Origin of the sequence: Rhodococcus sp. 15-2388-1-1a, assembly GCF_002259145.1 — a bacterium.
In the GTDB taxonomy this organism is placed as follows: domain Bacteria; phylum Actinomycetota; class Actinomycetes; order Mycobacteriales; family Mycobacteriaceae; genus Rhodococcoides.
Map to the genome: position 1 here is coordinate 1 of NZ_NPFP01000013.1, position 21344 is coordinate 21344.

At 63.9% G+C, this 21344-nt stretch carries 25 protein-coding genes; 18 read left to right on the forward strand and 7 right to left on the reverse strand.

Translation table 11 applies throughout. The features are described 5' to 3' along the window. Positions 1–200: 200 nt before the first annotated feature. From CH302_RS08920 to CH302_RS08965, 11 genes are all read left to right on the forward strand, one after another. Positions 201–1334, forward strand: coding sequence for a glycosyltransferase (locus CH302_RS08920; protein WP_037195790.1), 1134 nt, complete (start codon positions 201–203; stop codon positions 1332–1334). Next, positions 1331–2326, forward strand: coding sequence for a GDP-mannose 4,6-dehydratase (locus CH302_RS08925; protein ID WP_037195792.1), 996 nt, complete (start codon positions 1331–1333; stop codon positions 2324–2326). The genes CH302_RS08920 and CH302_RS08925 overlap by 4 nt, the downstream gene beginning before the upstream one ends. Further along, entirely contained in the window at positions 2323–2496 is a 174-nt protein-coding gene (locus CH302_RS29980; protein ID WP_155292953.1) for a hypothetical protein, read from the forward strand. Before CH302_RS08925 ends, CH302_RS29980 begins: the two co-directional genes overlap by 4 nt. Before the next feature lie 26 nt (positions 2497–2522). Next, on the forward strand, positions 2523–3128 hold the full coding sequence (locus CH302_RS08930; protein ID WP_037195795.1) for an acyltransferase: 606 nt from the start codon (positions 2523–2525) through the stop codon (positions 3126–3128). Continuing rightward, a complete protein-coding gene (locus CH302_RS08935) occupies positions 3128–4198 on the forward strand; it encodes a glycosyltransferase (RefSeq protein ID WP_230596520.1) in 1071 nt (356 codons plus the stop codon). The genes CH302_RS08930 and CH302_RS08935 overlap by 1 nt, the downstream gene beginning before the upstream one ends. Continuing rightward, entirely contained in the window at positions 4195–5340 is a 1146-nt protein-coding gene (locus tag CH302_RS08940; protein WP_037196191.1) for a lipopolysaccharide biosynthesis protein, read from the forward strand. Before CH302_RS08935 ends, CH302_RS08940 begins: the two co-directional genes overlap by 4 nt. Then, positions 5337–6452, forward strand: a complete 1116-nt coding sequence (locus CH302_RS08945; RefSeq protein WP_037195797.1) for a glycosyltransferase — start codon at positions 5337–5339, stop codon at positions 6450–6452. Before CH302_RS08940 ends, CH302_RS08945 begins: the two co-directional genes overlap by 4 nt. Before the next feature lie 5 nt (positions 6453–6457). After that, a complete protein-coding gene (locus CH302_RS08950; RefSeq protein ID WP_037196194.1) occupies positions 6458–7492 on the forward strand; it encodes a hypothetical protein in 1035 nt (344 codons plus the stop codon). Between the two features lie 90 nt (positions 7493–7582). Further along, positions 7583–8602, forward strand: a complete 1020-nt coding sequence (locus CH302_RS08955) for a hypothetical protein (protein ID WP_037195799.1) — start codon at positions 7583–7585, stop codon at positions 8600–8602. A gap of 130 nt (positions 8603–8732) precedes the next feature. Further along, a complete protein-coding gene (locus CH302_RS08960) occupies positions 8733–9395 on the forward strand; it encodes a TetR/AcrR family transcriptional regulator (RefSeq protein WP_037195801.1) in 663 nt (220 codons plus the stop codon). Positions 9396–9498: 103 nt separating this feature from the next. Then, positions 9499–10632 carry an FAD-dependent oxidoreductase gene (locus tag CH302_RS08965; protein WP_037195803.1) on the forward strand — a complete coding sequence of 378 codons (1134 nt, stop codon included), beginning with the start codon at positions 9499–9501 and terminating at the stop codon, positions 10630–10632. Here CH302_RS08965 and CH302_RS08970 read toward each other — a convergent pair whose 3' ends face one another. Further along, positions 10633–11202 (reverse strand): CGNR zinc finger domain-containing protein, encoded by a 570-nt coding sequence (locus tag CH302_RS08970; RefSeq protein WP_037195805.1) that lies wholly within the window; start codon positions 11200–11202, stop codon positions 10633–10635. 66 nt (positions 11203–11268) lie between these two features. Between CH302_RS08970 and CH302_RS08975 the strand changes: the two genes are divergently transcribed. Continuing rightward, positions 11269–11685, forward strand: a complete 417-nt coding sequence (locus tag CH302_RS08975; RefSeq protein ID WP_176460673.1) for a hypothetical protein — start codon at positions 11269–11271, stop codon at positions 11683–11685. Between the two features lie 110 nt (positions 11686–11795). Here the strand turns inward: CH302_RS08975 and CH302_RS08980 are convergent, their stop codons facing one another. Then, entirely contained in the window at positions 11796–12170 is a 375-nt protein-coding gene (locus tag CH302_RS08980; protein ID WP_037195807.1) for a hypothetical protein, read from the reverse strand. A gap of 47 nt (positions 12171–12217) precedes the next feature. Here CH302_RS08980 and CH302_RS08985 point away from each other — a divergent pair, with 47 nt between their 5' ends. Together CH302_RS08985 and CH302_RS08990 are read left to right on the forward strand one after the other, a co-directional pair. Further along, on the forward strand, positions 12218–12502 hold the full coding sequence (locus CH302_RS08985; RefSeq protein WP_037195810.1) for a hypothetical protein: 285 nt from the start codon (positions 12218–12220) through the stop codon (positions 12500–12502). Between the two features lie 101 nt (positions 12503–12603). Next, the gene (locus tag CH302_RS08990; RefSeq protein ID WP_141216615.1) at positions 12604–13410 is read left to right on the forward strand and encodes a hypothetical protein; all 807 of its coding nucleotides are present in this window, start codon (positions 12604–12606) and stop codon (positions 13408–13410) included. 2 nt (positions 13411–13412) lie between these two features. Here the strand turns inward: CH302_RS08990 and CH302_RS08995 are convergent, their stop codons facing one another. After that, on the reverse strand, positions 13413–13820 hold the full coding sequence (locus tag CH302_RS08995; RefSeq protein WP_052048108.1) for a hypothetical protein: 408 nt from the start codon (positions 13818–13820) through the stop codon (positions 13413–13415). 200 nt (positions 13821–14020) lie between these two features. Between CH302_RS08995 and CH302_RS09000 the strand changes: the two genes are divergently transcribed. The 4 genes from CH302_RS09000 (at position 14021) to CH302_RS09015 (ending at position 17361) form a co-directional block, all read left to right on the forward strand. Beyond that, positions 14021–14992, forward strand: a complete 972-nt coding sequence (locus tag CH302_RS09000; RefSeq protein ID WP_037195812.1) for a bile acid:sodium symporter family protein — start codon at positions 14021–14023, stop codon at positions 14990–14992. Positions 14993–15137: 145 nt separating this feature from the next. Next, complete coding sequence (locus tag CH302_RS09005) at positions 15138–16190, forward strand: YihY/virulence factor BrkB family protein (RefSeq protein WP_037195814.1); 1053 nt, start codon at positions 15138–15140, stop codon at positions 16188–16190. 98 nt (positions 16191–16288) lie between these two features. After that, positions 16289–16735, forward strand: a complete 447-nt coding sequence (locus tag CH302_RS09010) for a GNAT family N-acetyltransferase (RefSeq protein WP_037195816.1) — start codon at positions 16289–16291, stop codon at positions 16733–16735. Between the two features lie 206 nt (positions 16736–16941). Continuing rightward, on the forward strand, positions 16942–17361 hold the full coding sequence (locus tag CH302_RS09015; protein ID WP_037195817.1) for a DUF4234 domain-containing protein: 420 nt from the start codon (positions 16942–16944) through the stop codon (positions 17359–17361). 27 nt (positions 17362–17388) lie between these two features. Here CH302_RS09015 and CH302_RS09020 read toward each other — a convergent pair whose 3' ends face one another. From CH302_RS09020 to CH302_RS09035, 4 genes are read right to left on the reverse strand one after another with little or no spacing between them, the layout of a single operon-like run. Continuing rightward, positions 17389–18138 carry an EAL domain-containing protein gene (locus CH302_RS09020; protein ID WP_052048109.1) on the reverse strand — a complete coding sequence of 250 codons (750 nt, stop codon included), beginning with the start codon at positions 18136–18138 and terminating at the stop codon, positions 17389–17391. Beyond that, positions 18125–18370 (reverse strand): hypothetical protein, encoded by a 246-nt coding sequence (locus tag CH302_RS09025; RefSeq protein WP_037195819.1) that lies wholly within the window; start codon positions 18368–18370, stop codon positions 18125–18127. The genes CH302_RS09020 and CH302_RS09025 overlap by 14 nt, the downstream gene beginning before the upstream one ends. 26 nt (positions 18371–18396) lie before the next feature. Continuing rightward, positions 18397–19674, reverse strand: a complete 1278-nt coding sequence (locus CH302_RS09030) for a lipase family protein (RefSeq protein ID WP_037195821.1) — start codon at positions 19672–19674, stop codon at positions 18397–18399. Between the two features lie 38 nt (positions 19675–19712). Beyond that, positions 19713–21302, reverse strand: coding sequence for a GMC oxidoreductase (locus CH302_RS09035; protein ID WP_037195824.1), 1590 nt, complete (start codon positions 21300–21302; stop codon positions 19713–19715). Positions 21303–21344 lie beyond the last annotated feature (42 nt).

A 21344-nucleotide genomic window follows, 5' to 3' on the forward strand; every position in this document is an offset into this window, starting at 1 on the left:
TTCTCGAGCTGGGCACGGTCGGAATCGGCGATCAACAACGGTGCGGCGCGCATGAGTAATTCAACCAAACAAAACCGCCCAACTACTTCAGGCGCGCCGCACTAGCTCCACTCGAGTACGGACCGACACGATGGGTAGCTCATGAAGACGGATAGTGTTGTGTCACAGCTGGTTACATCCACAGTAGTTCGGGCGGCAATATGACCGACGGCCTCCGCGTCGCGATTGCGCACGACTATCTCACCCAACGAGGCGGTGCCGAGAAGGTCGTCCTCGCCATGGCCCGCGCCTTCCCCGACGCCCCCATCCACACCACGCTCTTCGAGCCGTCGACGACGTTCCCCGAATTCTCCGAACTCGACGTTCGCCCGTCGGCACTGAACCGGGTCGGCTTCCTGCGGAAGAACCATCGTGCCGCACTTCCACTGCTACCCTTCGCGTCCTCGTCCATCGAGATCGACGCCGATGTGGTGCTCACCAGCACCAGCGGTTGGGCCCACGGCTTCCACACCTCCGGCCGCAAGCTCGTCTACTGCTATTCACCTGCGCGTTGGTTGTACGAGTCGCAGATGTATCTGGGCGAGAGCCGTAGCACGACCAAACGTGTTGCACTCAAGGCGCTCTCGTGGCCGCTGCGCCGGTGGGACCGGCGAGCGGCACTGTCGGCGGATCGCTACCTCGCCATCTCCACCGTGATACAGCAGCGCATCACCGACGCATACGGCATCCCGTCGACAGTGGTACCTGCCCCGTTCACCGTCGAGACCGCGCAGCCGGAGTCGATCCCCGAGGCAGCCACCTGGCTCGACGATGCCGGCTACTACCTCTGCATCTCCAGACTGCTGCCGTACAAGAACGTCGACAAGGTGATGGCCGCATTCGCCGGCACCGACCGCAAGTTGATCGTCGTCGGCCGCGGACCCGAGGCCGACCGGTTGCGAAAGCTGAAGTCCGACAACGTTCTCATGCTCAGTGATCTGACGTCGGGTCAGATGACCTGGCTCTACCGAGGGTGTAACGGTTTGATCGCCGCTAGCTATGAAGATTACGGATTGACCCCCATCGAAGCGGGCTACCACGGCAAGCCCAGCGCCGTGCTCCGCTGGGGCGGTTTTCTCGACACAGTCGAGGAAGGCGTGTCAGGGGTGTACTTCGATCAGCCACAACCGGATTCGATTCGCGACGCGGTCACCGCTCTCGAACGGACGGCCTGGGAACCACTGAAGATTCAGGCACACGTGGAGCAGTTCAGCGAGGAACGCTTCGCTGCCGAACTCATTTCCGCAGCATCCGAAATCCACACAGGCCATAGGGAGAGGACGGCGTCGCGATGACAAAACGCGCACTCATCACAGGAATCACCGGGCAGGACGGCCCGTATCTCGCCGAACTGCTTCTCAGTAAGGGGTACACCGTCTTCGGTTTGATTCGCGGACAGAATAATCCGAAGGCCGCCATGGTCGAACGGGAGCTACCCCAGGTTCAGATCCTGCACGGTGACCTCCTTGATCTGTCGGCCCTGATGCGTGCGTTCGCCGTGGCGGACCCCGACGAGGTCTACAACCTCGGAGCCGTCTCCTTCGTGGCGTACTCCTGGGAGAACGCCCGCCTCACCACCGATGTCACCGGCGGCGGAGTGCTGAACATGCTCGAGTCGACGCGGCTGTACGAGCAGGTGGCTGGCAAGCAGGTTCGTTTCTACCAGGCATCGAGCTCGGAGATGTTCGGCAAGGTTCAACAGGTACCGCAGCGCGAGGAAACGCTGCTCTGGCCACGATCGCCATACGGCGTCGCCAAGGTCTACGGCCATTACATGACCATCAACTACCGCGAGTCCTACGGCATGCACGCCAGCTCAGGCGTACTGTTCAATCATGAATCACCCCGGCGTGGACCGGAATTCGTGACCCGAAAAGTCACCCAGGCTGTCGCGCGCATCGCCCTCGGGCTGCAGACCGAGATCTCGTTGGGCAACCTCGATGCCAAGCGAGACTGGGGTTTCGCCGGCGACTACGTCGAAGCCATGTACCTGATGCTGCAGCAGGCCGAAGCCGACGACTACGTCATCTCCACCGGCGAGACGCATTCGATTCGGGAGCTTCTGGACCACGCCTTCGCCGCGGTCGACATCACGGAGTGGGAACGCTACGTCAAGATCGATCCGCGCTTCTTCCGGCCCGCCGAGGTCGATCTGCTCGTCGGCGATTCCACGAAGGCGCTGACTTCCCTGGGCTGGAAGCCGAAAGTAACCTTCCCCGAACTAGTTTCGATGATGGTGCAGCACGATCTCGCCGAACAATCAGCAAACACAGTCGCGATAGCGTGAACACCGATCAGCGCCGAGCAGCGCTGGTCACCGAAGTAACCGGGCAAGACTGCGGTTACCTGTGGGAGTTACTGCTCGAGCACGGCGCGGCCATCCACGGCCATGCCCAGGACGTGTTGCGGCAGCAACCCGCCAAGCACTTCGATCAAATGATCGTGACCACAGTTTAATTCGACATGACTGAGGAGATCGCAGCATGACAGCGGTGGAAAAGCCCGAGAACGAGATCTACGACGTGTCGAACTACAAGATGCAGGACATCACGTTCAAGCGGAAGCTGCGCAATCGCATCGGCACACTCGGCTTCAACATGATCGTGACCTACATTCCGTCGCACTGGATTCGGCAGAACTTCCTGCGCGCCTTCGGTGCGACGATCGGCAAGGACACTTCGATCTTCCGCGGCACCACCATCCTCGATCCCGAGGGCCTCACCATCGGTGACGCCTGCGCCATCGGGTTCCGGTGCATGCTCGACGCCCGCGGCGGAATCACCATCGGCAGCAACGTCGTCATTGCCAGCGACACCCACATCATCGGCGGGTACCACGATCACAACTCCCCCGAATTCACACCGATCCTCGAGCCCTGTGTCATCGGCGATTACGTGTGGATCGCCAGTCGCAGCACGCTTCTCAGCGGTGTGACCCTCGGCCGCGGTGCCGTCGTCGGTGGTTGCTCGATGGTGCGCTCGGATGTGGGCGAACTCGAGGTGGTTGCCGGTGTGCCCGCAAAGGTACGAGCGATGCGTGATCCCAAGGCACTCGCCTACCGCCCCAAGTATCGGCCGCTGTTCTACTGATGATCCTGCGTGACTGCCGACTCGTCTACGTCGCCCCCCGATCCGGAGTGGGTGGCGTAGGCGACTATGCCGACGACTTCGCCGATGCCGTTCGGCCACACTTCGCCGAGGTGATCGAGTATCGCCACGAGGGACCAGGATCGCACTCGGTGCGCGATATTCTTCGTCACCGCACAGCAATTCAAGAACTCGTCGACTCCGATCCGGGCCGCGTCATCGTGCACTGCGAACTCAGCGGCGGCTCGGTCATGCCGTTCTGGGCAACCGCCCGACTCACCGGCGACCCGGTTGTGACCGCGACGGTGCACGACCCGCCCGGCCTGGTCTGGTGGCCCGCACGAACCAAATTCCTCGCGGGCAAGAAAGTGCTCAATCACGGCCTGCACTACCCACTTCGGTCGGGATGGCGGGCCCTCGAACGCCGGATTGCCGGCAACCGAACACTGTTCGCTCTGACCCGCTCCGGTGCCGACTCACTCGCGCGCGAATATCCCGACGCCACAGCCAAGGCCAGTGCCCTCTTCGTTCCCGCGCGCCCCGACATCACCCCAGCCGAGGAGCGGCCGCTTGCGGTCGGACTCTTCGGATTGGTCTATCGCGGCAAAGGTTTCGACCAGATCCAGCAGCTCCGCGACAGCCTCCCCCGCGACATCGCGATCCGCATCGCCGGACGAGGAACCGAACTGCTCGACCCCGTCGACGGTGTGGACATTCTCGGCGAGGTGAACGGACCGGACGAGGACGCCTTCTTCGCCTCCATCCGCGCACTCGTCCTGCCCTACGGCAAACGGAGTGTGTACGGAGATGCATTCCCCGCGTCCTCGGTCGTGACGCGGGCAATCGCGTATCAGACTCCGGTGACCTGCCTGAAGGTCGGCGCTCTCGCCGAGTCCGACAGCGGAGCCCTGGTGGTCGACGGGGGTGTCGCCGAACTTGCCGACGCCACAGCCGACCTCATCACCGATCCGATTGCGCTGGGCAAACTTCGACGCGAGGTCGAGGCGCTGCGCATCTCTCACACCGCAGACCTCGTCGTCGAGGACTTCGTCTCCGTGTGGGCGGCGCAATGAACGCCAATCTGCTGAAGGCCGGAATCGCTGCTCTGTGGACCTACGGCGGCCGCGGCATCGGCCTGCTGTGGACCATCGCGCTGATTGCCAAGTTGGGGATCTCCGACTACGGCCAGTATGCGATGGCCTTCGCCCTCGCCGCGATCATCGCAGCACCGCTGGATCATCCCTTCACCGTGCGCTCGATTCGTGTGAGCGAACGAGAGTTCCTGGGCGAGCGCACTACTCGCGTGCTCGCCGGCGCGGTTCTCATCGTCGGCGGGCTGTGCCTGGTACAGGTCAACTACATCGCCTGGTTCGCCCTGGTTATCGGCGGCGGCGAGCTGGTGTTCAATGCCTACAAGAGCAGGGCACTGCGCGACGGCCGGCCCGACCTCACCCAGCGATTGGACACAACACGCCAGGCCACGTCCATCGCGCTCGCGACGGCGTACCTGTTCGCCGTTCCCGATGCCACGCTGACCGTTGCCAGCCTGCTCTACGCCGCACCGTATTTCGTCATCGCGGTGATGGCCGCGGTACGGACGCGTGCTGCAGCGCCGAGTGTCCCCGGATCCTGGCGCGAGATGTCGATGCTGTTCTCGGAGAACCTCGCCAACGCGGTCTACATCCAAGGCGACGTGTTGCTGCTCGGCTTCCTCACCGACTCCACCATTGCCGGCTACTACTCCGTCGCTGCAGTGACGGCCTGGGCGGTTGCCTTCATCGGTCAGGCCTTCGGCAACACCTTCCACGAGAAGCTGCGCGCCGCAGACGGACTCGTCAGCGCCGGACCGGCCTTGAAGCACACGGCGGTGCTCGGCTGCGCCGCCGGCTCATTGCTGTTGGTTGCCGGTCTCCTGCTCTTCCTGACGCCGGCGTCCCCACAGATCGCGGGGGCACTGGTGGTGATGTCGTTGTTCGTGGTGATGCGCGTGATGAACCACGTGTTCACTACGGTGCTCTACCTGCAGCACCGCGACCGCACCCGAGTGATGGCAGCAGCGACGCTGGCACCGCTGAAGATGGTTCTCGTCCTGTGCCTGTTCCCTTTCGGTGCCGTCGGGGCGGCCGTGGCGTCGGTGATCACCGACGCCGTACTGCTCGTCTGGTTCATGCGCGCCCTGTATCGCAATCCGGTGAAAGAAGAGGTACCCCAATGAGACGTGCGACATTCCTTCTGTCCAAAGACCCCGTCACCGAGCACGGTGGCGATATCGCACTGTCTCGCTTGATGATGCAGCTCGCCCGCGAGGCGTACGAGGTGCGTTCGATCTGCCTGTCCAAGGAGACCGACGTGGCCCCCGACGTGATACGTGTCCCCAAGCCGAAGGTCGACGTGGGGTTGCTGGTGAAGTCGGTTCGGCCGACCCGCTCGGTGGTGCACGGACGCTACGACGTCGATGCCTTGCGTGATGCCATCGACGCGTCCGTCTCCGATGTGTATGTGGCCGAACACAGTTACATGGCCGAATCCTTCCTCCGCTCTTCCAAGCTGGGGTCACCGTTCGCGATCAACACCGTCAACACCGAGTCGCAGGTGTGGAAGGTGACGCGCGGATTGATAGGTCGCCTCGAAGCACCACGCATCCTGCACGACGAGATCCGGGTCGCCCGTGCAGCAGATGCCGTCGGGACCTACGATGCCGACGAGGCGCAGATGTACCGCAGCAAGGGGGTTCGGGGCGCGCGCTGGATCGACCTCACTCTCGAACCCGCGCCGCAGCTGGACCTGTCCACGACCGCGAAACGACTGGTTTTCATGGGAACTCGCGACTGGCCGCCGAACCAGGAGGCCTTCAAGATCGCACTCGAATACTGGCCGGCGATCTCCGCAGGCATCGACGGTGCCGAACTGTGCATCATCGGCGCGAAGGCCCCGGGTGCCAAGGATCCCGTCTACCCTGCCGGAGTTCGCGATCTCGGCTTCGTCGACGATCTTCAGGAGTTCCTCGGTACCTGCCGAGCGCTGATCGCCCCGGTCGACACCGGCGGCGGCGTGCGCGTCAAGATTCTCGACGCAGCCAGCAAGGGACTGCCCGTCGTCGGAACCTCGGCGGCCGTCGGATCGCTCGACTCCACCTTCGAGTTGCCCACGTTCGACAACGCGGAAGAGTTCGTGGCCGAATGTCGGCGCTACCTGCTCGACCGTACCGCCGCCATCAAGGCGGGCCAAAGGATCTATGAGCTCAACGCCGCCCGCTGGAACGACCGTGTACCCCATTCCACCGTCGAAGCACTGATCAGCGCACCACTGACGAGCACCTTAGGATGATCGCCATGACCCTCCGCTCCCGTCTGCTCACCGTTGCCGCAGCCGCCGCGATCGCCGTCGGCCTCTCGACGCCCGTTGCGCACGCGGCACCGCCTGCCGGCCTGGGCTTCACTGGCGGCGCACCGTTTCTGACGCTCGACGACGCCACCCTGAACAACGAACTCGGTGCCGGACGCGACATCGGTGCATCGTGGGTACGGGTGGTCTTGAACTGGGCGGCAATCGAGACAGCACCGGGTGTATTCGACTGGGGCAACACCGATCGCGTGATCAACGCGGCGACGGCGCAGGGCTACTCGGTGCTGGCCGTGCTGGGTGGAACGCCCGGATGGGCGCAGGGCGGCATCGCTTCGCCACTACCCGGTGCAGTTCCGTTGGATCCCAATGCCTTCGGCGCATTCGCCGGCGCGGCCGCGGCGCACCTCGGTGAGCGCGTCGACCACTACGAGGTGTGGAACGAGCCCAACATCCCCACCTTCTTCGCACCCGTCGACGCCGTCCGCTACACGAACATGCTGCGCGCGGCCTACCCCGCGATCCACAACGCCGACGCCGGAGCGACCGTGCTGAGTGCCGGACTGGCGACGACGATCAACGCCGGAGCCTGGACCGTCGCGCCGGTGACCTTCCTGCAGCAGATGTACGCCGCCGGAGCGGGTGGATTCATGGACGCCGTCGCCATGCACCCCTACACCTTCCCCTTCACCGTCGAGAACGATCCCAATGGTCAATGGGCACAGGTGGATCAGGCCTACGGCACGATGGCAGCCAACGGCGACGGCGGCAAGAAGATCTGGATCACCGAACTGGGCGCACCGACCGGCAACGGCCCCATGGCCGTCACCGAGGATGCACAGGCCGCGATCATCGGCTCCAGCCTGGCCAAGGCGTCGTCGCTGCCCTACGTCGGCCCGGTCTTCGTGCACTCCCTGCGTGACTCGGGAACCAACCCCGGCGATTCCGAACAGAACTACGGACTACTGCGCTCGGACTTCAGCGCCAAGCCGGCATACGACGTGGTGCGGGGTTCGCAGAGCTGAGCAGTTTTTGCTCCACTCCGGCATTTTCCGTGGAGGAATCCCCACGCCCGAGGCCTCGGGTGAAGCGTTCTGTGCGACTACTCTTTCGACATGAGTCGCGTCGGATTGTGCCTACTCCTGATGGGGCTCGTTGTCGCGACCGCATGGGCGTGTAGCAATCTGAACCCGTTTACCGACAGCGTGTCCTATCGGCCCCCGACAGCGAAGGTTGTCTCCTCCCCCGATTGTCTGGCCCTGAACATCTACACGGCTTTGACCGGATTGGGGCCGTGGGATCCAGCGCTGACGTCCGATGCCCCGGAGCCGGGGTACCCGCCGGCGACATTCCAGCCGGTCGCGGTTGTGCGATGCGAGCGAGGTACCGACGAATCCGGCTCGATGACAGTGGATTCGGTACGGCTCGAGGGCAACATCGATGCCGTGGACTCTGCATTCTCCGCGGATTCCGAGCGTTTTCCCGACGGCGTCATGGCGTCGTGCATGTACGCGATGGATCCGCCAGTCGGTCTGTGGTTCGTGAACGACTCCGGCGAGGCGTTCCGTCCCGCATGGCCCGCGAGCCCGTGTGGTTTGCAGAACACGCCGATCGAAGCACTCGCCGATCTCACCGAGGTCTCCCGGTCGTCTCACACGACGGATTACGACGATCGCTACACCACAATGTGCGAATCCAGTCCGTACGTAGGCGGATTCGAGAACACAACACCCGAGGACGTGGCTGCCGCTGTGGAACGCGAACAGTCGTCCGATGGTCCGGTTCCTCCATCATTGGTGACTCCGATAGACGATGTCGACAAACTGCAGTTGTGCACGGTCCCGGCTTCGACGGTCGAATCGCCACCGGACGCCGGCATCTCCGTGGCCGGGTCGCTGACGACGCTGAGCAGAGCGCAGAGCGCATCGGTCATCCGATCCCTTGTGGACGCGCCTTTCGCGCCGGCGTGTAATCAGAGCAGTACCCGCGTCGCGTCGACCGAATTGCGCAGGCCGGACGGCTCGGGCCGCTCCCTCATATCCTTCGAGCTCGACGGCTGCCGACGGGCAGCGGGATTCGGGCACTACCGGACAATCCCTGCGGACGTCATGGCCACGCTGACATACATCAGATGAGCCCTGCGGCTGTGTCGCGGAATCCCATCGACATGGCGTGCGCTGCCCTACGGGACGAGCACGACTCGGCCCACCTGGAATCGCCCGCATCAGGCATGGAACAACGTTCCAGTTGTGGCAGGATCTGCGCATGACGAACAGGAAGCCGGCATCCGCTCGACGTTCCGATGCTCTGTCGAAACAACGTATCGTGCAGGCAGCGATCGAGACGCTCGATGAGGGTGGCACCGACGCTTTGACGTTTCGCACCCTTGCCGCACGTCTGTCGACAGGCCCCGGAGCGCTGTATCACCACGTCGGCAACAGGGATGATCTGCTCGCGGCATCGGCCGAAACCGTCATGGCATCGGTCTTCGAATCATCGCCCGCGAACGGTGCGGCAGAACCCGGTGTTCGCGGACTGATGATGAGAGTGTTCGACTTGATCACCACGCGACCATGGGTGGCCACGCAACTCTCCGCCGCTCAGTGGCAGCCTGCCGTTTTGCATCTCTTCGACCGCATCGGCACCGAACTCGACGCACACGGAGTTCCGCACAGTGCGCAGTTCGACGCCGCTTCCGTGCTGCTGTTCCACGCGATCGGGGTTGCCAGTCAGCGCGATGCCGGCATGCAACTGGCCGCCACGGTGACGGACCGCTCGGCATTTCTCGACTCCACACGCGTCGCGGTGACGGAAACGGGCGACTATCCGTTCCTCACCCGGATCGCGTCGCAATTCGCCCGCCACGACGACCGAGAGCAGTTTCAGGCCGGTCTCGACATCATCCTGGCGGGCATCGACCGCGGCTGAACCGGCCGAAGTCCACCACACCCATTTCTGCCCCAGTTGACATCCTTGGAACACTGTTCCATTCTTGCTTGGAACAGTGTTCCAACAACGGGCGGAGACATCCATGAGCACATCCATCACGATCATCGGTGCAGGACTCGGCGGCCTGGTTCTGGCACGGGTACTGCACGTTCACGGAATCGCCGCCACGGTGTACGAGGCCGACGCCACGGCCGAAGCCCGCACACAGGGCGGGCAGCTCGACATCCATGAGCACGACGGGCAGATCGCGCTTGCCGCGGCCGGGCTCACCGCGCAGTTCCGCGCCATCATTCACGAGGGAGGCGAAGCGACTCGCGTACTGAACCCGAACGGCGAGGCTCTGTTCGACGAACCCGATGACGGCACCGGAGGTCGACCGGAGGTGCTGCGCGGGGACCTGCGACGCATTCTGCTCGACTCACTGCCGGCCGACACCGTTCAGTGGGGGCACAAGCTCACCTCCGTGCGCCCACTGGGCAACGGGCAACACGAAATCGAGTTCGAGAACGGAAGAACAGCAGTCAGTGATTTGCTCGTCGGTGCAGACGGCACGTGGTCACGAGTCCGATCCCTGCTCTCCGCCGCCGCGCCCGAGTACGTGGGAACCGTCTTCATCGAGACCTACCTCCACGACGTCGACGCACGTCACCCCGCCACCGCCCGCGCAGTCGGCGGTGGCGCACTGTTCGCCCTCAGCCCGGGTAAGGGGCTCACCGTGCACCGTGAAGTCGGCGGCATCCTGCACACGTACGTTCAGCTCAACCGCAGCGCCGATTGGATCGACGCGATCGACTTCACCGATGCGGCTTCCGCCAAAGCAACGGTCGCAGCCGAGTTCGATGGGTGGGCACCGGAATTGACGGCGTTGATCACCGACGGGGAGACCGCGCTGGTTCCCCGGAGGATCTTCACGCTGCCCAATGACCACCGCTGGGAACACACCCCGGGAGTAACACTTCTGGGCGACGCCGCGCACCTGATGCCTCCATCCGGAGACGGCGCGAATCTGGCAATGTTCGACGGTGCCGAACTCGGTCGCGCGATCGCCGCTAACCGCAACAACTTCGACGCAGCTCTGCCCGACTTCGAGGAGGCCATGTTCGCCCGAAGTGCAGCGGTGGCAATCGAGGCACATGAAACGCTCGACCTGTGCCTCGGGGAACAATCGCCCTATGGACTGATCGACCTGATCTCCGGCGTCACCAACAGGGTGTAATCACTTGTCGCCGAGCGCATTTCTGCGCTGGCGATGATTGGCGACGTTGATTCGGTTGCCGCACAGGTCCGGCATGCAATAGCGACGACGGCCGCCACGACTGACATCGACGAACACGCCATTGCACGTCGGTGACGCGCACGCGCGGAATCGCTCGAACCCGAGCATGCGCAGAGCGCTCAGCAGGGCGTAGCCCGTGAACACGGCCAATTCCTGCGCCACCGTGACGATGCCCTCGGTTGTTGCTTGCCAGCGCCAGACATTGCCCTCGAGTTCGACGAGTTCGACGTGATGCGGAACCGTCGACAGCAGCTCATGCGTGAGGTCGACCAACTCACCCGGTGACGGGGCGTCGACGATCGGTCGCAGGCGCTCACGAAGAGCCCGTACCTCTTCCAGATCGCGTTCGTCGAGCACTGCCGTGTCGACGCCGTTCGCGACGAGAAACGATTGCAGGGCACGGGGGTCGCTCAATTGGTCGCCGGCGACCACCCACACCGTCGGCGACGTGTTCACCAGTTCCGTCGCGAACGCGGCACCCTGGGTGTAATCGTCCAAAAGGGCTTGCACCCCTTACCTCCTGTCGCTACCGTAACCGGATAAGACCACTTTACTCCCTTACGGACGGATCTCGGCATGACGACGCGACAGCACTGCAGCTCCACCGCCGACGGCTGCGGGCATCCCCTCACCGACGAACTCGCCGACGCACGCGATCACCTACGCCGAGCGACGACATCCGCATCTCGAGCACCTCTGGTCGGTGCCGACCTGTACTGGGCCCTCGGGGTGCTCGGCCAATGCACATCAGCCGTCAACGACGTCATCGAGGGGATCGGCATCGACGCAGGTGAGCAGCTGTCCGGCGGTTCCGTTGCGGACGCTTCCGGCCCGATCACGACGGCACACGATACCGCGCTGGTCTCTGCGGTCCTCGCCCTCGCCACCGCGTCGGCCCGTTGCCAACCGGTGACAACGGCCGTCACCGACGCCCAGGTTGCCGTCACCGACCTCGGTTCGGTTCCTCGCCGTCAGGACGGCCTCGGCCGCTGAGTGCCGGTAGAACGAGAAGGGCAGATCGGTAGGTCGAGCAGGGACCGAGGCTCGGGGCGCTACGTGCCGTTGCTCACGATCGACCACGGATCCGACGATTCCGTCCTCGTCTAACCCGGCGAAAAACCGCCCACATCAATGGAAATCCACAAGGAGGCCAGAAGTCCGTAGACCGCAGTGAAAGATCCTGCGGCGCACACGCTCACCCACATCGACGGGCGCGCAGCCCACACGATCATTCCGTAGCAGCCGTACACGGCAATCGGCGGAATCAACCAGGTGAGCCAATAAGTTACAGGTACATCAGGCGCACTCGCGCCTCGATCTCGAACCGGCACAGCGAAGATCGACGGAAGATCCGGTGCCACTCTCAGTGCCCACACGGCCCCCACAACACCCAGGGCACCGCCGACAACAAGGGCGACACTCGTCAGGAGCAATTCGAGAAGTTCGCGGTTGGTTTCGCCCCGATTCTCGTTGTGCACGTAACCAGACTAGAACCTGACCGTCCGCATTCGGTCATGATGTACCGGTGCCGACTACCGATCCGTTCCACTCACTCGTTCTGATGAACGCAGTGTTCGCCTCAGCCGCATGGTGTCTGGCCAAGCCCTCGTGGTCCGCAGCGATATCGCTGAGCGTTGTCTCGGTGTTGTGGCTGTTCTTCAACACCCCCATCGAAGGTGCAGTGTTGTACGTGGTCGACGCAGACAGAGGGTTGACCGAATCCGACTTCCTCACGCTCGCTGGGGTGATCCTGGCCGGGGTGACTGTTGCCAGAGTCCGACGCGGTCGGCAATCGGACGTCGACTCCTGAGTAATTGGCGCTCTACTCAATGCAACAACTGCAGCTCGACGGTCGCGATGTAGTACTGCAGATGGATGCGCTCGGGGGTACCCGGTGATTGACTCTCACCCGTGATTCGTCCGATGAATGTGTCCGTCAACCGAAGCCGCAGCACGATCGTTGTGTTGACATGCGCCGGAGCGGCGTTGGTGGCCGCGTTCGTACTCGGCCCAGCCGCGTTGCTACGCGGACGCTATCCGCAGTTCCAGGACCAATCCGTGATGAGTGAGCTGCTCGGCCGCGGCTTGGTCGAATACTGGGGTAGCGGTGTTCGCACCTATCCTCCCGGCTTGGCGGAGATGGTGAACTACTGGTTCGAGTGGCATGCAATCAAGATCGTCATCTCGGTTCTGCTGACCGTCGTTCTCGGTCTGCTCGCGGCGACTCTGTGGCGACGATCTCTCGCAGCCGTCGTGGGATACACGATCGCTGCCGCCAGTGCGACTGTGCTCTCGATGTTTTCGGTATTCCTGGCTGTGCTGAACATTCAGTCCACAGTTGCACCAGTGGTCGCGCTGCTTCCGATGCTCTCGGATGACAACGCCGACGGGCGGGCAGCGCAGTCGCTGATCGAGAACGGTGTGCAGACCGAAGACACCAGGCCTCCTCTGCTCGAGCTGCTGACACAGGTCGACCACTACAACTGGGCAGTGATAGTCGCGACCGCCGTGGTGATCGCGGTAGTCGCTACCGGAACAGTGATCGCGTTCCGTCGGTACCGATCGGCGGACGCGACCGACAGCGCACGTCGTCGAATGTTTGTCGTTCTCGGATCGCTCGGCGCCGCGATGACCATCGTGATGGCGTTGCTGTTGATCGCAGCCATCGTGGCGGTCGTCGATCCTGGGTCAGCACTGCTCGGAGCTGTCGGTCTGTGACTCTATTGCCGGCTGCGATCGCGGGCACGTGTGCGGAATTGGCCGATCGCAAGGACAGCCAGCGCGACCCCCAACACGGTGAGCGGGACTTGAGCGCGGGGCGCGTGGATGTCGAGTACGACGATCTGCCACACCACCCACCCAATGGTCACCAGCCCCACCAACGCCACGTACACCGCAGCTTCGGACGCGTCGACGAGCACGGCAGCCACGCAGATCAACGGTCCGAGCCCGAGAAAGAACAGCACGAACAACCCGGAGATGCGGTAGTCCCAGGTGTGCCAACTAGGCAGCATTCCGACGTTCAAGCCCAACGACCGCCCACTGGGGTCGGAGGTCAACGACATCCCGTTGAACGTCCCGGCTGCGCCCAGCAGGATCAGCAATGCCACCGTCGAGAGCTTGTTCACGGTGACGTCATGCGTTCGTCGTCCTTCGGTTGTGGCCGGCAGCGGTTCACGTAAAGGTTGATACTGCCAGAACAAGGCCGCTCGGTCTTGTTCTATTCGAGAGTCCTGTGACGTGGAGACCTGCCTGTCGAGGCTGCGGTTACGCTCGGTGGGTTGCGCGCCCGCCCTGGGGAGTGCCCCGACCGCACAGGAGACTCCGCGTGCCCAAGCTGAAATCCGTCAGCGAGTTCACCGGCAAGTGGTTTGCCCTGATCGTCGTGGCGGCGGGTGCGCTGGCCCTGATCACTCCCGATACGTTCAGCGGCGGCACTCCGGCCGTTCCGTGGCTGTTGTCGATCATCATGCTCGGCATGGGAATGACGTTGCGGCTCTCCGACTTCGCGGTGGTCGCCCGACGACCGTGGGCACTGTTGCTCGGCGTGGCCGCACAATTCGTCGCGATGCCGCTGCTCGGTCTGGGAATCGCCAACGTGCTCGGCCTCTCTGCTGCGCTGACCGCAGGCATGGTGTTGGTCGGTTCGGCTCCGGGCGGCACTGCGTCCAACGTGATGGTCTACCTCGCCAAGGGTGATACCGCGCTGTCGGTGGCCATGACGTCGGTGTCCACGTTGCTCGCTCCGATTCTCACGCCGCTGCTCGTGCTGTGGCTCGCCGGCGAATTCCTGCCGGTCGATGCGGGCGGGCTGTTCGTCTCGATCCTGCAGATCGTGCTGATTCCCGTCGTACTGGGAGTTGTTCTGCGCCTGCTGTTTCCCGCTGCGATCGACCGCATGCTCGACGCGCTGCCGTTGATCTCGGTGGCGGGGATAACCGCGGTGGTGCTGTTCGTGGTTGCCGCCAGCGCACCGACATTGCTGTCCATCGGAGCCCTCATCGTCCTGGCCGTCGTGCTGCACAATTCGCTGGGACTCGCCGTGGGATACGGCATCGGCAAGGCGTGCGGCCTCGACGTCGCCAGCCGACGCGCGATCAGCATCGAGGTCGGGATGCAGAATTCCGGCTTGGCCGCGGCGCTCGCATCGGTGCATTTCAGCCCCGCGGCAGCCCTGCCCGCGGCCATCTTCTCGGTGTGGCACAACGTCTCGGGCTCACTACTCGCCAGCTACTGGTCTCGGCGATCGATCGAACCGGAGCCGGCCGAGCGCGCGCAGGAGTCGACGAGGGCCGATTAGGTCGATTCCGGCTGGATTTCGATGAGAATCGGGTGCAGCTGACCGCGCTGAGCGCGGTCAGCTGCACCCGATTCAGTTCGGCTCAGCGCGATCCCCTGGCAACACGTCACTGTTTTCCTCGACAGTGCCCGGGTATGCGCTCACAATGGCCGACCAAGCAACCGATCCCGCACCCACCGAAGCCGACCCCGATGATCCGCGCAAGGCAGACTCACCGGCCGATCTGACCAAACCCTCGTGGATCTACGTCCTGAAGAAGACGGCTCGTGAATTCTCTCGGGATCAGTGCACCGATCTCGCGGCCGCGCTGACCTACTACGCCGTGCTGTCGTTGTTCCCGGCGATTCTGGCCATCGTCTCGTTGTTGGGTGTCTTCGGGCAGGGACAGGCGACAGTCGACGGTGTACTGCAGATCGTCGGCGATCTCGGACCCCAATCGGCGGTCGACACCCTGCGCGAACCGATCGAACAGCTCGTGCAGGCACCCACCGCGGGCTTTGCGTTGATCATCGGTATCGCAGGTGCGCTGTGGTCTGCGTCCGGCTACGTCGGCGCGTTCGGCCGCGCCATGAACCGCATGTACGAGGTGGACGAGGGCAGGCCCATCTGGAAACTGCGTCCGGTGATGCTTCTGGTCACGCTGGTCGCTCTCGTACTCATCGCTCTGGCCGCCGTCATGCTGGCGATCAGCGGCCCCGTGGCGAAAGCTGTGGGCGACGCCGTCGGACTCGGTGACACCGCACTGACGATCTGGAACATCGCGCGCTGGCCGCTGGTCCTGATCGTGGTGGTGCTCGCCGTGGCGATTCTGTACTACGCGACGCCGAATGTGCAGCAGCCCAAGTTCAAGTGGATCAGCTCCGGCGCGGCGGTGGGCATCATCGTGTGGATTCTGGCGACCATCGCGTTCGGTTTCTACGTCGCGAACTTCTCCAGCTACAACAAGACCTACGGTTCACTCGCCGGAGCCATCGTGTTCCTGCTGTGGCTCTGGATCACCAACTTGGCCTTGCTCTTCGGAGCCGAACTCGATTCCGAACTCGAGCGCGGCCGTCAACTCCAAGCCGGAATCGTTGCCGAGAAGCGACTGCAACTGCCGCCGCGAGACACCCGCGTCTCGGACAAGAACGACGAGAAAGATGCGCAGGCCGTCGAGCAGGGTCGGAAACTGCGGGAGGAACACAACCCGCAACACTGACCTGATTCGATCCTGTGCGTTCGTGCTCTGACATGCGAGGATCATCCTGTCCCTGAGCGCGCGAGCTCGGCGATGCCCCCTCCACGAAATGGACCTCCGTGTCGAATCTTCACCATGCTCCGCTTGCAGGCGTAGAGCCGAGCACGCTGTACCGAATCATGGCGCTTCGGGTCGCGGTGTTCGTACACGAACAGAAGATCGTCGACGAGGCCGAACTCGATGGCGTGGACCTACTTCCGACGACGGAGTTGTTCTGGATCCAGGACGACCACGGCGAGGTGTTGGCCACCCTCCGCGTCCTCGTCGAGGACACGGTCCATATCGGCCGCGTCGCGACCGCGGCTGCGGGTCGTGGACGCGGCTATGCAGGAGAACTCGTCGAAGCGGCACTGAAGGCATACCCCGGGGTGGTCGAGATCTCCGCGCAGGCGCACCTCGAAAACTGGTACGGGCGCTTCGGATTCGTTCGAGTGGGAGAGAACTACATGGAAGCGGGAATCCCGCACGTGAAGATGCTGACCCGGGTCGAGTCTGCGTCGTACTGACGGACCGGCGCACCCGGCCGGACGGTGGTGGCACGTGAGGCCTCGGGCGAGCGATATTTGCTCCACTCCGGAGCGCCGGTCGCGGGATCCCCGCCACGAAGGCGTCGAGTGGAGCGCCGGTTGCGGGACGCAATCAGGGCCGACGTGGGAGAATCATGCGATCCATCAGCGTGCGCCAGTCGCGCTCGACGAATGTTGGGAGCATCATGAGCAGCCCCGTTGCCCAGGGAAACGCGATGAAGCGACGCAATCCCGTAGTCGTCTGGATCCTGTTGCCGCTCATCACCTTGGGCATTTACCACTTCGTCTGGTACTACCTCATTCATCGTGAGATGGCGGACTTCGATCGCCGGAAGGTGAACGCACCCGTCGCCGGCCCTCTGTTGGTCCTGCTCCTCCTCGGCTGGACGATCATCGCGCCGCTGATCAGCTACTACAACACCGGAAACCGCATCGCCGACGCCCAACGCGCGGCCGGCCTCCAGCCGACATGCAGCTCGGTCGTCGGGCTCCTGCTCACCTTCGTCTTCGGACTGCAGAGTTTGTACTACCAAATGGAGCTGAACAAGATCACAGCGCGATACAACGACGTCGAGTCGGGAACGCTCGTCCCGCTCGCGGCCTGAGACGCACACTCGTCGCCCACCGGTAGATCATCGATTCCCTGTGAGCAGATCCACCGCTGCGGGGCGACCGGTTCGATAGCCCTGCAGCAGGTCGGCCCCCATCGATGTTGCTGCCTCCAGATCGTCGTCGGTCTCGATTCCCTCGAACACGCAGCGCGCATCGGTCTTTCGCGCGAAATCCAGGATGAGTTCGGCCACCACCATCTTGGTCCGGTTCTCCCTCATGCCGTGCACAACGGTTGCGTCGAGCTTGATGACGTCGGGTTCGAGCAGCACCAGGCGCCGCAGTCCCGCGTGGCCCGAGCCCACATCGTCGACGGCGATGTCGACGCTGCCGCGTCTGAGTTCGGCCAACGCTGCCAGCACCTCCACCTCGTCGTCGATGGCGGCGTGCTCGGTGATCTCGACGATCAGGTGCCGTCGTTGCCCGAACTCCACGAGGTGGCCCACCAACGCGAAATCGGCCACTAGTGTTGCGGCACAGAGATTGACGGCGAGGAACGATCCGCACGGAAGCTGAGCGGACTCCCTCAGAGCATTCATGACAGCACACGTGTCGAGAGCTGCCCCGAGTCCGCAGTGCACAGCGTCGGCAAACCAACTCTCCGTGGTGCCTCCGCCGTCCGGGAAGCGTGAGAGAGCCTCGTATCCCTCGATTGCGCCGTCGACGGCGCGAACGATCGGCTGAAAGACGATGGTCGGACCACCCGAGTCGATGACAGACCGGATGCGGCGCGACGCGCGTCGCCGATGGGAGGCGTCCCTAGTCGGTAGCACTGGCCCGCAACGGAATGACCGGGCAGAGCGTCATCGACACTGCATTCTCTCGGATCGACCTGCTCACCACAGCGAGATCAGACTCGCCGAAACCGACAAGGAGTGCGTGCAGACGCGTCTCGTCTCGTGGCCAGGTGAGGCCGAACGCGTCGGCGACAGCGAGGTAGTCGTTCACCCGTTGCTCGACGGTCAGGGCACCGACAAGACGGTTGCGCCGAAGGAACTCTCGCATCCCTCGCCATCGCCAGCGGTCTACGATCAGTCGAAAGCGCATGCTGCCACCGGGAGATCGGCGAACCGGTCCATCAAGAACTGGGCAGCTTCTCCGCCGTAGCCGTCGATCAGCTGTGGCCCGAAGTGGTTCGGCAACACCGCACCCTGCAGAATCGGCGGCAGGGGGTTGCTGTGGAACTCGACCGACGCACCGCCACCGCACCAGTCCTCCGCCAGTTGCCGGGCCTGCCCGTAGGGCACTGTGTCGTCGTTGATTCCACTGGTGATCAACACCGGCGCATCGGGTGTACGCCGGCCGATGCGTTGCTCGTCGAAGATCGCACCGGCCTGGGGAATGGTGCGCAGGTTCTCCAGCATCGACTTGCCGTCCTTCGTCAACGACTCCGTGCGTAGAAAGGGATGCTCGAGGATGGTGTCGCCGATGCATTCGGTCGAGAGTTCGTTGAGAACCGCCTTGCCGTGATCGGTGAGCCTATCGTCCACCAAAGGCTTCAACGTGGGGTCCCGCTCGATGAAACCGTTGAGGGCATAGCCGATCACACCGCCGATCAGTGTCCCGTCGACCTTCGCCAACACATCCAGCAGGTCGGCCGTCGGCGCGCCTGCCCACGTTCCCTTCAGATCGAGTTCCGGTGCGTACTCCGACGCGAGTTCCGCGGCAGCCGCAGCAGCTCCGCCGCCCTGCGAATAACCCCAGATGCCGATGGGCGCATCCGGATCCCCCGAGAGTTCGAGCGCGGCGCGGGCACCGTCGAGAACCGCGTGTGCTTGCTCCGGCCTGTTCACGTAGGTGTGGATACCGGGCGTTCCCAATCCGATGTAGTCGGTGACGAACACGTTCGCGCCCATCGACCCCCACAGCGCCGAGGACAACAGCTCCTGGTTGAACGAGATCGACAATGGTTGCGCCACAGCGTTGATCGAAGTCGGGAAGGCCCGCGACGGTGCACACTGGTCACCCTGCCCCACCGTGCCCGGTGCCACGACGATCGTCGGCCGCGGGCCTGCACCCCGCCACGGGACCTCGGTGTCGACGAACGTACCCGTCACCCCGACGGGCGCGCCGTCCTGCGTGCGGGAGGTGTACATGACGCGCTGTGCCTGCGCCGGATACACGCCGTCTGCCCCGGGCAGAGCAGCGAACAACGACATCGGTTGCGTACGAACGACGGAACCCGGACTGTCATCGAGTTGCGCAGGTGGCACGTAGAACTCGTCGACGGGATCGGCATGTGCCGGCGAGGCTCCGAGCGCGACCACCGACGATGCCAGCAGTGCGGTGCCCACGAGAACACGAATCATGGTGCGATACGGGTGCATCGGTCTCTTTCTTCCTGGTGTCAGATGACGGTGCCGAGGTCGCGAGCCACGATGTTGTCCAGTGCTCGTTCGGCGAGCGCAGCGATGGTCATGGACGGGTTACAGGCCGCGGTGTTGCCCGGCATCAACGCACCGTCGAGCACGTACAGTCCGCGTTGGCCGTGTACGCGGCCGTCCAGATCGCATACCGGGCCCATGTTGGCCCCGCCCAGCGGATGCCAGGTGGACGGGAACAACGCATTGGTGTCGGTGAGAATGCTGCCGGTGCCGGCGATGCGACGAACCGTCGGGTCGATGGATCCGTCCTGAATGACGGAGTCGCCGTTGGCCGGCCAGTGCAGTAGAGCTTGGTCTCGCGCCGAGTCGTAGCCGAAGTGGCCACGCCCGTCGCTGACTCCGTACCCGACGAGCATCGTGCTGCGGGCATCGAAGGACAGTGGTGGTATCGATGCCTGGATGACGGTGTGTGCAGTGCGCGGGTCGTCCCAGTTCAAGCTGCCGAAGACCACCGGACCGCCCTGCGGCGCACCGAATTGCTGCTCGATGCTGGACCACACGTAGATCCGATCGGCATTGGTGCCCCAGCCCTGCCCGAGTTCGTCCGGCAGATCGGGAACGGCCCCGGTGGCGCTCGCGCGAACCAGCATCTTGGTGGTGTTCAGGCTTCCCGCCGCCATGATCAGTGCACCGGTGGTGAGGATCTTGTTCTCCAACACCGTTCCATCGGAATCGATTCGGTCCACGTGGACGATCCAGCGACCGTCGGCGGCGCGCTCGACATGCGTGACGTTGTGCTGCGTCGCCACGGTGGCCAGGCCGGTCGCTTCGGCGGCCGCGATGTAGGTGACATCGACAGAATGCTTGCCGCCGTTGTTCACTCCGAAGGCACCGGCACCGTTGGTGTATGACGGCGTCATCACCCCGCGGGTCTCGTCGAGGGCATAGTTCCAGTCGATCGGCATCGGAATCTTCGACACCGGCAGTCCAGCCCGACGCGCACTGTCTGCGAACACCCGCGCAGCTCGATAATTGGGAGTGTCGATCAACTCGTCGGGAGCCTGCGCGAGCTGCAACATCCGCGCGACGCGGGGATAGTGCACTGCGTTCAACCTCGTCCAGTCGAGCTCGACCGGAAAGTGCGTCTCGAACACGGCCTGCGACGGCTGCAGCGTCATCCCCTGATAGATCAGGGATCCGCCGCCCACACCCGCGGCGCACAGCGCGGTCATGTTGTCACCGGGGACGGCCTCGAGCAGTCCGACATACGGATCGAACGGGACGGGCCTGCCGAACAGATTGGGACTCGACCCGAACCACAGCATCCGCTTGTCCGGGGCGGTCGCGTTGGGGAAGGTGTCTGCATTCGGCCCTGTGGGCCAACGCCTTCCGCGCTCGAGAATCAGAACGGGAATGCCGGCCTCGGCCAGGCGCAATGCTGCGACGCCACCGCCGAACCCCGATCCGATCACGACCACGCGATGGTCCTCGCGAGTGAGCGGAACCTGAGTTCTGGTGCCGGTGGCTGCGCCGGCAACGCCCGTACCCGCCACCGCGGCAAGGCCTGCAACCGCTGCAGCACCGAGAAATGTCCGACGGTTCGGATTCGACACGTTCCCCCCACAGTCGCGGATGTGCACGCACCGAGACTGGGG